This is a genomic window from Streptococcus pseudopneumoniae (assembly GCF_001072375.1).
Lineage (GTDB): Bacteria > Bacillota > Bacilli > Lactobacillales > Streptococcaceae > Streptococcus > Streptococcus pseudopneumoniae_L.
The window spans coordinates 1-13,427 of record NZ_JVKV01000052.1 but is presented as its reverse complement, the minus strand read 5'-3'; the positions used below and the strand labels follow the sequence as shown (position 1 = coordinate 13,427).

12 protein-coding genes are annotated in these 13,427 nt (G+C 39.6%); all 12 read left to right on the top strand.

Features of this window, described 5'->3' with window-relative positions:
- Positions 1 to 8: 8 nt before the first annotated feature.
- The 12 genes from ADH31_RS03835 to ADH31_RS03780 all read left to right on the top strand — a co-directional run bounded on the left by ADH31_RS03835 (position 9) and on the right by ADH31_RS03780 (position 13,327).
- Positions 9 to 851 (top strand): amino acid ABC transporter substrate-binding protein, encoded by an 843-nt coding sequence (locus ADH31_RS03835; protein WP_049509083.1) that lies wholly within the window; start codon positions 9 to 11, stop codon positions 849 to 851.
- 147 nt (positions 852 to 998) lie between these two features.
- Positions 999 to 2,942 (top strand): DNA topoisomerase IV subunit B, encoded by a 1,944-nt coding sequence (gene parE / locus ADH31_RS03830; protein WP_049509082.1) that lies wholly within the window; start codon positions 999 to 1,001, stop codon positions 2,940 to 2,942.
- Between the two features lie 47 nt (positions 2,943 to 2,989).
- The gene (locus ADH31_RS03825; RefSeq protein WP_049509081.1) at positions 2,990 to 3,478 is read left to right on the top strand and encodes a hypothetical protein; all 489 of its coding nucleotides are present in this window, start codon (positions 2,990 to 2,992) and stop codon (positions 3,476 to 3,478) included.
- On the top strand, positions 3,475 to 4,017 hold the full coding sequence (locus ADH31_RS03820) for a hypothetical protein (RefSeq protein ID WP_239682032.1): 543 nt from the start codon (positions 3,475 to 3,477) through the stop codon (positions 4,015 to 4,017). The genes ADH31_RS03825 and ADH31_RS03820 overlap by 4 nt, the downstream gene beginning before the upstream one ends.
- The gene (locus ADH31_RS03815; RefSeq protein ID WP_049509080.1) at positions 4,007 to 4,849 is read left to right on the top strand and encodes an aminoglycoside 6-adenylyltransferase; all 843 of its coding nucleotides are present in this window, start codon (positions 4,007 to 4,009) and stop codon (positions 4,847 to 4,849) included. The genes ADH31_RS03820 and ADH31_RS03815 overlap by 11 nt, the downstream gene beginning before the upstream one ends.
- A 195-nt stretch (positions 4,850 to 5,044) precedes the next feature.
- The gene (gene parC, locus ADH31_RS03810; protein WP_080980063.1) at positions 5,045 to 7,522 is read left to right on the top strand and encodes a DNA topoisomerase IV subunit A; all 2,478 of its coding nucleotides are present in this window, start codon (positions 5,045 to 5,047) and stop codon (positions 7,520 to 7,522) included.
- Between the two features lie 124 nt (positions 7,523 to 7,646).
- Positions 7,647 to 8,669: a branched-chain amino acid aminotransferase gene (locus tag ADH31_RS03805; protein ID WP_000219010.1), complete on the top strand. Its 1,023-nt coding sequence runs from the start codon at positions 7,647 to 7,649 to the stop codon at positions 8,667 to 8,669.
- A 21-nt stretch (positions 8,670 to 8,690) separates the two neighbouring features.
- Positions 8,691 to 10,658, top strand: coding sequence for a peptide ABC transporter substrate-binding protein (locus ADH31_RS03800; protein ID WP_049509078.1), 1,968 nt, complete (start codon positions 8,691 to 8,693; stop codon positions 10,656 to 10,658).
- Positions 10,659 to 10,692: 34 nt separating this feature from the next.
- Complete coding sequence (locus ADH31_RS03795; RefSeq protein ID WP_049509077.1) at positions 10,693 to 11,382, top strand: DUF969 domain-containing protein; 690 nt, start codon at positions 10,693 to 10,695, stop codon at positions 11,380 to 11,382.
- A complete protein-coding gene (locus tag ADH31_RS03790; protein ID WP_049509076.1) occupies positions 11,379 to 12,302 on the top strand; it encodes a DUF979 domain-containing protein in 924 nt (307 codons plus the stop codon). The genes ADH31_RS03795 and ADH31_RS03790 overlap by 4 nt, the downstream gene beginning before the upstream one ends.
- Positions 12,303 to 12,315: 13 nt before the next feature.
- Positions 12,316 to 12,960, top strand: a complete 645-nt coding sequence (pcp, locus tag ADH31_RS03785) for a pyroglutamyl-peptidase I (protein WP_049509075.1) — start codon at positions 12,316 to 12,318, stop codon at positions 12,958 to 12,960.
- Between the two features lie 136 nt (positions 12,961 to 13,096).
- Positions 13,097 to 13,327, top strand: coding sequence for a DUF2969 domain-containing protein (locus ADH31_RS03780; RefSeq protein ID WP_000037108.1), 231 nt, complete (start codon positions 13,097 to 13,099; stop codon positions 13,325 to 13,327).
- Positions 13,328 to 13,427: the final 100 nt, after the last annotated feature.

Genomic DNA, 13,427 nt, shown 5'->3' with positions numbered 1-13,427 from the left:
AGGTGTCTATGAATCGAAAGAAAATCAGCCTTGTTTTGGTATTCTTTCTGGCCTTTTTCCTGGTAGGATGCACACAAAAAGCTAGTGATCCCAAAGTCGATAATTGGGATAAATACCAACAACAAGGAACAATAACCATCGGATTTGACAATACCTTTGTTCCTATGGGTTTTGAAGAAAAGAATGGGCAATATGTTGGATTTGATATTGATTTAGCCCAAGCTGTTTCTGAGAAACTTGGCTTTAAGGTTCAATTTCAACCGATTGATTGGGATATGAAGGAAACAGAGCTTCAAAATGGGACCATTGATGCTATTTGGAATGGTTATTCTGCGACAGATGAACGTCGTGAGAAGGTAGCTTTTACCATTCCTTACATGGAAAATCAGCAAGTTCTCGTCTCTAAAAAATCGCAAAATATCCAATCAGTGTCTGATATGGCAGGTAAGATTTTGGGTGCTCAGGCAGGTTCTTCGGGTTATCTGGACTTTGAAGCTCAACCTGACCTCTTGAAAAATATCGTAAAAGATCAAAAAGCAAACCAGTATCAGAGCTTTAATGAAGCCTTGATTGACTTGCAAAATGATCGGATTGATGCTCTTTTAATTGACCGTGTTTATGCCAATTATTATCTTAAAACGGAAGGGATATTAGACCAGTATGAGATTTTCCCAGCTGGTTTTGAGAGTGAGTCTTTTGCAGTCGGAGTAAGACCAGCAGATATAATCTTATTAGCCAATTTGAATAAGGCTTTTGTGGAACTCTATCAAGAAGGAAAATTCCAAGAAATTAGCCAGAAATGGTTTGGTGAAGATATAGCAACAAGCCAAGTTAAAGGAAAAGAAAACTGAGACTCTCGTCTTGGTTTCTTTTTTTAGGGTGGAAATGAGTGATTTTTTTACTAAATAGGACTTGTGAATAGGCTTTTAACTTGAAAATTTTGCAAAATCCTTAGAAAACCTGTAAAATAGAAAAGATGAACAAATAGGAGGTTCCTTGTGTCAAAAAAGGAAATCAATATTAACAATTATAATGATGACGCCATTCAGGTGCTAGAAGGGTTGGATGCGGTCCGTAAACGTCCAGGGATGTATATCGGATCGACTGACGGTGCTGGTCTCCATCACCTAGTATGGGAAATTGTCGATAATGCAGTCGATGAAGCCTTATCTGGATTTGGTGATCGTATTGATGTAACGATTAATAAAGACGGTAGTTTAACGGTTCAAGACCATGGGCGTGGGATGCCAACTGGTATGCACGCTATGGGGATTCCAACGGTTGAGGTTATTTTTACCATTCTCCACGCTGGAGGAAAATTCGGTCAAGGTGGCTACAAGACTTCTGGTGGTCTTCACGGAGTTGGTTCTTCTGTCGTGAATGCCCTCTCTAGTTGGCTCGAAGTAGAAATTACACGTGATGGGGCTGTTTACAAACAACGCTTTGAAAATGGTGGGAAACCAGTAACAACTCTTGAAAAGGTTGGAACTGCACCTAAGTCTAAAACAGGTACCAAAGTGACCTTTATGCCGGATGCTAGTATCTTTTCTACGACAGACTTTAAATACAATACCATTTCAGAGCGTCTCAATGAGTCAGCCTTCCTCTTGAAAAATGTAACCTTGTCATTAACGGATAAGCGAACAGACGAAGCAATTGAATTCCATTATGAGAATGGGGTGCAGGACTTTGTTTCTTACCTCAATGAAGACAAGGAAACCTTGACGCCTGTCCTATACTTTGAAGGGGAAGATAATGGTTTCCAAGTGGAAGTAGCCCTTCAGTATAACGATGGATTTTCAGATAACATCCTGTCCTTTGTCAATAACGTTCGCACTAAGGACGGTGGAACGCATGAGACAGGACTCAAGTCTGCCATTACCAAAGTTATGAACGACTATGCGCGAAAAACTGGCCTTCTCAAAGAAAAAGATAAAAACCTAGAAGGTTCAGATTACCGTGAAGGATTAGCAGCAGTTCTATCAATTCTCGTTCCTGAAGAACATTTGCAGTTTGAGGGACAGACTAAGGATAAACTTGGAAGTCCGCTTGCTCGTCCTGTTGTAGATGGAATTGTAGCTGATAAGTTAACTTTCTTCCTCATGGAAAATGGAGAATTAGCTTCAAATCTGATTCGTAAAGCAATCAAGGCGCGTGATGCCCGTGAAGCAGCACGAAAAGCGCGTGATGAGAGCCGAAATGGCAAGAAGAATAAGAAAGACAAGGGATTGCTTTCTGGGAAATTAACCCCAGCCCAGTCTAAAAATCCAGCTAAGAACGAACTCTACCTGGTCGAAGGGGACTCTGCCGGTGGTTCTGCTAAGCAAGGCCGTGACCGCAAGTTCCAGGCTATCTTACCTCTTCGAGGTAAGGTTATTAATACAGCCAAGGCTAAGATGGCGGATATCCTCAAAAATGAAGAAATCAATACCATGATTTATACCATTGGTGCTGGTGTGGGGGCAGACTTCTCCCTTGAAGATGCCAACTATGACAAGATCATTATCATGACCGATGCGGATACCGACGGTGCCCACATTCAAACTCTTCTCTTAACCTTCTTTTATCGCTATATGCGTCCGCTAGTTGAAGCAGGACATGTCTATATCGCCCTTCCGCCTCTTTACAAGATGTCTAAAGGCAAAGGCAAGAAAGAAGAAGTGGCTTATGCTTGGACGGATGGTGAACTAGAGGAACTACGTAGGCAGTTCGGTAAAGGCGCTACCCTCCAACGCTACAAGGGGCTTGGTGAGATGAATGCGGACCAACTCTGGGAAACAACTATGAATCCAGAAACCCGTACCCTCATTCGTGTTACGATTGAAGATTTAGCACGCGCAGAACGTCGCGTCAATGTCCTCATGGGTGACAAGGTTGAACCACGTCGTAAGTGGATTGAGGATAATGTCAAGTTTACACTGGAAGAAGCAACAGTGTTTTAAAGAAATCTTTTTTTCATAATCTTAGCTCTTTAAAAGAGGTATAAATCATGATCAGTTTATTGTTTGATAGTTCATTTCTTTTCATAGTCTTAGCTTTAGGTGCAATTATGTATATAATTGCCAAACAAGGTAAACCTGAGCAAAGTCTCTATCTTGAATTTTTACTATTAACCATATTAACTACCTGTGTCTTTTTATTTGATAATCCTTTAAGACCCAATCCTTATGCAGGTTTGCTCTTTTATGTTTTTGACTTTTATATTTTCACATCAGCTAGCTTAGCATTCAGTCTTACAGCTATTTATAAAAGTACCAGACATCTCAGATATTATCCTAGTAGTTACTCAAAACTTCTTAAGATAAATGCCTGGTTTTTAGCAATCTTATCAGGTATGAACCTACTATTTATAATGTTGGCGCAAGAAATGGGAATTATTTTGCTATTACCAATTTTTGGTATTAGTTTTATCATTCAATTCTTGGTCGGAGAGCTTGAAAGAAAAAGAGTTCAGAAGACAAAGGAGGGTGAACAGTGAACAGTTCTTTAATAATGATATTTTTCTTTTTCGAAATCATTGTTATCGCTGGTATAATTCTTGATGCAATCTCCAATAGAGAGGAAATAGAATATTCAAACTCATTAAGTTCCTTAGTATTTATGGCGTGTAATATTGGTGTGTTCGTATTATTTAATCCGTATATAGACGACCCCTACTTAGAAGTGTTTTTAAAGATATTTTATATACTAGCCCATATACCTTTAAGTTTAACTTATGCGATTACTAATCTTTATAAAAGTATCAAACACATCAATTATTTTCCTAGTAAGTTTGCTCGGATATTAATATGCAACGTTACGATTATATTTCTCTTCTCAATTGTAAATGTTTTTGTATTATTTAGAGAAACGAAAGAAATTTATATACTTATTTTCTTGCAAGGCCTTTTTTCAGGAATTCAATTCCTACTTTGGATGCTTGAAATAAAAAGAGTTCAGAAGCTTCTTAAGGAAAGAAATGAAGATGCTGTTATTCAGAACCTAGAGACCACTGAGGATGAACCACATGAGAACTGACCAGGAAATGCTTGGACTGATTTTACAAATAGCTAAAAAGTTACAGGTTGATGCTGTGGCTCTATCTGGTTCACGTACAAACCAAAAGATTCAAACAGATGAATTTCAAGACTATGATGTTGTTTATGTCGTGGACGACTTATATAATTTGACGAGTGACCTTGCTTGGTTGGACCAGTTTGGCACACGTATCATTGAGCAACATAATATCCTAGGCAACTGTCGTCTCTATCTCATGCTATTTGAAGATGGCAATCGGATTGATTTAACCCTCTGCCCCAAAGACCACATTCAAGAGTGGGTAGAAAGCGAAGCGGATTTCACGGTGCTAGAGGACACTAAGGGCTTGTTTGAGACCTATTCTCCAAGTCCAGAGCGTTACTGGATAACCCCAGCTACTGAGACGGATTTTGAAAAATCTTGTAATGAATTTTGGTGGGTGTCAGCCTACGTGGTCAAAGGAATTTGTCGTAAGCAACTTATCTATTCGACTGACCATCTCTACGGTATTTGTCAACAAGAACTCCTAAAGATCTTGGCTTGGCAGGTGGCAAGTGATGGGGGGGATGTCGACATCGGCAAGAACTATAAGTATCTCTTTAACTATTTACCTGCTGAGAAGGAGAAAGAATTCTCAAATCTGCTTGATTTCTCAAGTTTAGATAAAATCACTCAGTCTTTATTAGCAAACATACAACTTTTCCACCAAGAAGCTCAAAGCCTTGCCCAAAAGATGGGCTTTGACTATGATAGGGAAGTAGCTGAGAAGATGATTGAGTATGCCGAGGAAAAACTTCCTAATCACTCAGTAAATAAAGAACACAAATTATAATTTTAAATCATAGAAAGGGTCGTTTGGTTATTTATAGTGACTGAACAACTTTTCCATAAAAACATACTCTACATTCTTTGAAAGGAGTTGAACACGCCCTAAATGATGTGTGAAAAAGATAAATTCTCTTGTGAGCATCGATCACTGTAAGAATTTCCTATTTTCACTTTGCATTTTACGGGCTTTGTATCCTATATGAGTAACATTCAAAACATGTCCCTGGAGGACATCATGGGAGAGCGTTTTGGTCGCTACTCCAAGTACATCATTCAAGACCGGGCTTTGCCAGACATTCGGGATGGATTGAAGCCGGTTCAACGCCGTATTCTTTATTCGATGAATAAGGATGGCAATACTTTTGACAAGAGCTACCGTAAGTCGGCTAAGTCAGTCGGGAACATCATGGGTAATTTTCACCCACACGGAGATTCTTCTATCTATGATGCCATGGTCCGTATGTCTCAGGATTGGAAAAACCGTGAGATTCTGGTTGAAATGCACGGTAACAATGGTTCTATGGACGGAGATCCGCCTGCGGCTATGCGTTATACTGAAGCACGTTTGTCAGAGATTGCAGGCTATCTCCTTCAGGATATCGAGAAAAAGACAGTTCCTTTTGCTTGGAACTTTGACGATACGGAGAAAGAACCAACTGTCTTACCAGCAGCCTTTCCGAATCTTTTGGTCAATGGTTCGACCGGGATTTCAGCTGGTTATGCCACGGATATTCCACCGCATAATTTGGCTGAAGTTATCGATGCGACAGTCTACATGATTGATCATCCAACTGCCAAGGTTGAGAAGTTGATGGAATTCTTGCCTGGGCCAGATTTCCCTACGGGAGCTATCATCCAAGGTCGTGACGAGATTAAAAAGGCCTATGAAACTGGTAAGGGGCGCGTGGTTGTTCGTTCCAAGACGGAAATTGAGAAACTTAAAGGTGGTAAGGAACAAATCGTTATCACTGAGATTCCCTATGAGATTAATAAGGCTAGTTTAGTCAAGAAGATTGATGAAGTCCGTGTCAATAATAAGGTGGCAGGTATTGCTGAGGTTCGGGATGAGTCTGACCGTGATGGTCTTCGTATCGCAATTGAACTCAAGAAAGATGCGAACACGGAGCTCGTTCTCAATTACCTTTTCAAGTATACTGACCTACAAATCAACTACAATTTCAATATGGTTGCGATTGACAATTTCACCCCTCGTCAGGTTGGAATTGTGCCTATATTGTCTAGCTATATTGCCCACCGTCGTGAAGTGATCTTGGCGCGTTCTCGCTTTGACAAGGAAAAGGCTGAAAAACGTCTCCATATCGTGGAAGGTTTGATTCGTGTCATCTCTATCCTGGATGAAGTTATTGCCCTTATCCGTGCTTCTGAGAACAAGGCTGACGCTAAGGAAAACCTCAAGGTCAGCTATGATTTTACAGAAGAACAGGCTGAGGCCATTGTTACCTTGCAATTGTATCGTTTGACCAATACAGACGTGGTTGTCTTGCAAGAAGAAGAAGCAGAACTTCGTGAAAAGATTGCTATGCTTGCAGCTATCATCGGTGATGAACGTACAATGTACAATCTCATGAAGAAAGAACTCCGTGAGGTCAAGAAGAAATTTGCGACACCTCGATTGAGTACTTTAGAAGATACAGCTAAAGTCATTGAGATTGATACAGCTAGCCTTATCGCTGAAGAAGATACTTACGTTAGCGTGACTAAGGCAGGTTATATCAAACGGACTAGCCCTCGTTCCTTTGCAGCTTCAACCTTAGAAGAAATTGGTAAACGGGATGATGACCGATTGCTATTCGTTCAATCTGTCAAAACTACTCAACACCTTTTAATTTTTACAACGCTTGGGAATGTCATTTACCGACCAGTCCATGAATTAGCAGATATTCGTTGGAAGGATATCGGAGAGCATTTGAGCCAGTCTATTACAAACTTTGAAACCAATGAAGAAGTGCTCTATGTAGAAGTTGTTGATCAATTTGATGATGCGACAACTTATTTTGCAGCAACACGACTTGGACAAATCAAACGGGTAGAACGCAAAGAATTCTCTCCATGGAGAACCTATCGTTCTAAATCTGTCAAGTACGCTAAGTTGAAAGACGATACTGACCAGATTGTTGCAGTAGCTCCGATTAAATTGGATGATGTTCTGTTGATCAGTCGAAACGGTTATGCCCTCCGCTTTAACATCGAAGAAGTACCAGTTATCGGTGCCAAAGCTGCAGGGGTCAAAGCCATGAATCTCAAAGCAGATGATGTGATACAAGCAGCCTTTATCTGCAATACTTCGTCTTTCTATCTTTTAACGCAACGTGGAAGCTTGAAACGTGTTTCAACAGAGGAAATTCCAGCAACCAGTCGTGCCAATCGTGGCCTTCAAGTCTTGAGAGAATTAAAGAGTAAACCCCATCGCGTATTCTTGGCTGGAGCGGTCTCAGAACAAGGATTTGTTGGAGATCTCTTTAGTACAGAAGTAGAAGATGGAGAACAAACACTTGTGATTCAATCAAATAATGGAACGATTTACGAATCAATCCTACAAGATTTGAATCTATCAGAACGTACAAGCAATGGAAGCTTTATCTCAGATAGCATTTCTGATGAAGAAGTTTTTGATGCTTATCTCAAAGAAATCTTTAAAGAAGACAAAGAAAATTAAAAATCGGTCTTAGTGACTGATTTTTTATAAGTAAAATTTTCAGAAAATTACAAATAATACTTGAATTTTTAGGAGAATAGTGTAGAATAGAACACAGAGCTTGATTAGAATAAAGGAGATTGTCATGACAGTTACGATTGATTGGGAAAATCTCGGTTTTTCCTATATGAAACTACCTTATCGTTATATCGCTAATTTTAAAAATGGACAATGGTCTCAAGGAGAATTAACAGAAGATGCAACCTTGCATATTTCAGAATCATCTCCAAGCCTTCACTATGGACAGCAAGCATTTGAAGGATTGAAAGCCTATCGTACAAAGGATGGCAGTATTCAACTCTTCCGTCCAGATGAAAATGCTAAACGTCTGCAACGTACCTGTGATCGTCTCTTGATGCCACAAGTTCCAACAGAAATGTTTGTAGAGGCTTGTAAAGCCGTTGTTCGTGCAAATGAAGAATACGTACCCCCTTATGGAACTGGTGGAACTCTTTACCTTCGTCCGCTCTTGATTGGTGTTGGAGATATCATTGGGGTAAAACCAGCTGAGGAGTATATTTTTACCATCTTTGCTATGCCAGTTGGAAATTACTTTAAGGGTGGATTGGTTCCAACAAACTTCTTGATTCAAGACGAGTATGACCGTGCTGCACCAAATGGAACAGGGGCTGCCAAGGTCGGTGGGAACTATGCAGCTAGTCTTTTGCCAGGAAAAATGGCTAAATCCCGTCATTTCTCAGATGTTATTTATCTTGACCCATCAACACACACTAAGATTGAAGAAGTTGGTTCAGCAAACTTCTTTGGAATTACAGCTGATAATGAGTTTGTAACCCCATTGAGTCCATCAATCTTGCCATCGATTACCAAGTACTCATTACTTTATTTGGCAGAGCATCGTTTGGGCTTGAAGCCTGTTGAGGGAGATGTACCAATTGATAGTCTGGATCGATTTGTAGAAGCAGGTGCCTGCGGTACTGCGGCAGTTATCTCACCAATTGGAGGAATCCAACACGGTGATGACTTCCATGTGTTCTACAGTGAAACAGAGGTTGGTCCAGTAACTCGTAAACTATACGATGAATTGACAGGTATCCAATTTGGTGACATTGAAGCGCCAGAAGGTTGGATTGTAAAAGTAGATTAAAAATTATTAAAGGAGTTCTTTATGAAAACGAAAAAGTGGATGTTAACAGCAGGAGTGGTCCTGAGTACAGCAGTTCTTCTTGTAGCTTGTGGGAAAGCTGACAAGGAAGCAGATGCGCCTACAACTTTCTCTTATGTCTATGGAGTAGACCCATCATCTTTGGACTACAGTATCGCAACTCGTACTTCAACAACGGATATCATCGGTAACGTCGTTGATGGTTTGTTGGAAAACGATGAATACGGGAATTTGATTCCTTCCCTCGCTGAGGATTGGAGTGTCTCACAAGACGGTTTGACTTATACTTATAAACTTCGCAAAGGGGTTAAATGGTACACGTCAGAAGGTGAAGAATACGCTGAAGTAACTGCGCATGACTTTGTTACTGGGTTGAAACACGTAGCTGATGGCAAATCAGACGGTGTCACTCTTATTCAAAACTCAATTAAGGGCTTGAATGAATATATGACTGGTGAGACTAACGATTTCTCAACAGTTGGAGTTAAGGCAGTGGATGATTATACTGTTGAGTACACTCTAAACGCACCTGAAACTTTCTGGAATTCCAAAGTAACTTCAGCAACTATGTTGCCAGTAAATGAAGAATTCCTCAAAGCTTCTGGTAAAAATTATGGAACGGTCAGTCCAGCTGGTATTCTTTATAACGGTCCATATATTTTGAAGACATTGACTTCAAAATCTTTAATCGAATATGAAAAGAACCCAAATTATTGGGATAAAGAGAAGGTTAAAATTGAGAAAGTTAAATTAACTTACTATGATGGCTCAGACCAAGAATCCTTGATCCGTAGCTTCTCTTCGGGTGTTTACACAACAGCTCGCCTCTTCCCAAGTAGCTCAAACTTTGCTTCTACTTTGGAACAATACGGGGATAAAATTACATATAGTCCACAGGATTCAACTAGTTACTACTTTACCTTTAACGTAAACCGTCAATCTTTCAATAAGACAGCGAAAACAAGTGAAGAACAGAAAACTTCTACAAAAGAAGCAATGTTGAACAAGGACTTCCGTCAAGCAATCAACTTTGCCTTCAACCGTCATTCTTATGCTGCCCAGCTCAATGGTGAAGATGGTGCGGACAAGATTATTCGTAACAGCTTAGTACCAGATAACTTTGTACAATCTGGTGGCAAAAACTTTGGTGATATCGCTCAAAAAGAATTGGTCAACTATGGAGACCAATGGAAAGGTGTTGAGCTAGTCGACGGAAAAGATACCATCTACAATCCTGACAAAGCCAAAGCTTCATTTGAAAAAGCTAAGAAAGAGTTGGAATCAAAAGGTGTAACCTTCCCAATTCACTTGGATGTCCCAGTTGAACAGACAGATACCATTGCCGTTCAACAAAGCAATTCCTTTAAACAATCAATCGAGTCAACTCTTGGTTCAGAAAATGTCGTGATCGATGTCCTTCAGATGACTGATAACGAGAAAGAAAGCATTACGTCTCAAGCGCGTGTTCCTGCTCAAAAAGACTATGACTTGAACAGTACTGGATGGGCTCCAAGTTACCAAGATCCAGCAAGTTATCTCAATATCATGGATCCTAAGACTGGTTCCGCTATGAAACACCTTGGTATTACTAAAGGAAAAGACAAGGAAGTAGTAGCTCAACTAGGTTTAGACGAATATAAGAAACTCTTGGATGATGCAGTTTCTGAGAAAAATGACTTGGATAAGAGATATGAAAAATATGCTAAAGCTCAAGCTTGGCTTACTGATAGTTCTCTCTTGATGCCAACAGCTTCATCAGGTGGTTCACCAGTTGTCAGCAATGTCGTTCCATTCTCTAAACCATACTCACAAGTAGGTATTAAGGGTGATCCATACATCTTCAAGGGAATGAAACTGCAAAAAGAGATTGTAACTGCTAAAGAATATCAAGCAGCTCTTGAAAAATGGCAAAAAGAAAAATTGGAATCAAATAATAAATACCAAAAAGAATTAGAAAGTCATGTCAAATAAAACAGACTAGTACTTTTGGAATAAAGGGGCCTATATGGAATGGATTAAACTAATAGGGATAGTTATCATTGTGATTGGTTTTGTCTATAAGTTAGATACCATTGCAACGGTAGTCTTAGCTAGTTTAGTTACAGCTCTAGTTTCTGGAGTTTCTCTTGTTGAGTTCTTGGAAATTTTGGGAAAAGAATTTAGTAATCAACGAGTTCTGACGATTTTTATGGTAACCTTGCCACTAGTTGGTTTATCTGAAACTTTTGGCCTCAAGCAACGTTCGATTGACTTGATTCAAAAGATTAAAGGACTGACCGTAGGAAGTTTTTATACAGTTTATTTCTTTTTTCGGGAACTTGATGGATTCTTTGCCATTCGTCTAGGAGGACATCCGCAGTTTGTAAGGCCTTTGGTTCACCCCATGGGACAAGCAGCAGCAGAGTCTCAATTAGGTAGAAAATTAACGAAGCAAGAGAGCGAAGCGCTAAAAGCGCGTGCAGCAGCAAATGATAATTTCGCAAATTTCTTTGCTCAAAATACTTTCGTTGGTGCAGGCGGTGTCCTCTTGATAGGGGGCACACTGGACCAATTAGGTTACGAAAGTAATTATGCAGGAATTGCTTCAGCTTCGCTTATAGTTGCAGGAGTGGCCCTACTTGTGGTAGGAATTTACAATTACCTGTTTGATAGAAAACTGCTAGTGAAAAAGCTTAGTAAAGGAAAAGAAGAATGAGCAATCTAGCAAGTCAGTTATTAGAGTTGACCTATATTGTGATTGGTTGTCAATTCCTTCATACGGCTTATTGTAGCTATAAAGATAAAACAAACCCAGTTCGATTTGGAACGGCTGGGTTTTGGGCTTTATTGGGCATCAGTTTTATCGGTGGTTCCTATCTACCTTCTGTCTGTATTGGGGTTATCGTAGTGCTATTAGCCCTACTAACTCTCTTTAAACAGGTTCGTATCGGCACCTTACCGTCTCTGGATGAAGTCAAGGCAAATATTGAAGCTAAACGACTAAAGAATAAAATTTTTATTCCAGTCATGTTAATGGCTTTGATTGCTTTGGTATTAGCAAAAATGATCCCTGAGTTTAGTAAGATTGCTATCAGCCTTGCTGCATTTTTCGCAACCATCTCACTTTTATTGATTACTAAGAGTTCTCCTAGAAGTTTGCTAGCAGAAAACGATCGCATGGTGCAACAAGTTTCAACCAGTGGGATTGTGCCTCAACTTTTAGGTGCTTTAGGGGCAATATTTACCGTAGCAGGAGTTGGAGACCTGATTTCTCATTTGATAAGTGGTCTAATTCCTTCGGGCAGTCGTTTTATGGGTGTGGTAGCTTATGTCCTTGGGATGGTTCTATTCTCCATGATAATGGGTAATGCCTTTGCTGCCTTTACTGTTATTACTGCTGGAATTGGAGTTCCCTTTGTATTTGCCTTGGGAGCTGATCCAATCGTGACTGCAGCTCTAGCAATGACGGCAGGTTGCTGTGGAACCTTATTGACCCCAATGGCGGCTAACTTTAATGCTTTACCGGCAGCTCTCCTGGATATGAAAGATCCAAATGGGGTTATCAAAGCGCAAGTAGGAGTAGCTGTTATCATGATCATCCTACATATATTTTTGATGTACTTTTTGGCATTTTAGCAAAGGAAATAAAATGAAAATATTAGTAACAGGTTTTGATCCTTTTGGTGGTGAAAAGGTTAATCCAGCTCTGGAAGCTGTTAAATCATTACCATCTGAGATTCATGGAGCTGAAATTCATTGGGTAGAAATCCCAACAGTCTTTTATAAAGCAGCAGAGGTATTAGAAACAACAATCGCCCGCTATCAGCCAGATGCGGTGCTTTGCATCGGACAAGCAGGAGGAAGAACTAGTCTAACTCCTGAACGAGTTGCCATCAACCAAGATGATGCTAGAATTCCTGATAACCAAGGAAATCAGCCGATTGACACTCCTATACGCCTGGACGGTCAAGCAGCCTATTTTAGCACACTACCTATTAAGGCAATGGTTCAAGCGATTAAAGAGGAAGGGTTGCCAGCTACAGTGTCCAATACAGCAGGAACCTTTGTTTGTAATCATTTGATGTACCAGGCTCTCTATTTAGCGGATAAAAAGTTTTCACATATGAGAGCAGGCTTTATGCATATTCCCTATATGACAGAACAGGTGATCAATAAACCTAATACAGCATCTATGAATTTAACTGATATCGTCAGAGGTATCGAAGCTGCGATTGGTGCTATCGTAGATTATAAAGATAAGGACATAAAATTAGTGGGTGGGACAACCCACTAACAATGAGCCTTCCCTAGGTTAAAAAAATTAGATTTTGTCACAAAAACTCTTTATCAAGATTAGCTTGGTAAAGAGTTTTTTTCTTGCCAGTTTTTTAAATTTCTTGTACAATAGGAAGAGTGAAAAGAGGTATCGTATGAGTAAAAAAGATAAAAAAATTGAAATTCAATTAACAGACGCAACTGTTTTAGTTGGTAAGGAAAAGTATGAAGGGTATACTTTAACGATTGGTAAAAAGGTTATTGGTGAAATTGCTGAACTAGATAATCAATTTGCGATCATAAAGAATGGAAATGTCGATAGTTTTTATAAAAAACTTGAAAAAGCTGTGGAAATTTTGATTGAAAACTATAATTTAGCAAAATAAAGCTTGTTTTTTGTAAATTTTCATGATATAATAGTTTTTGTTGAACATTGGAGAGATAGCGAAGAGGCTAAACGCGGCGGACTGTAAATCCGCTCCTTCG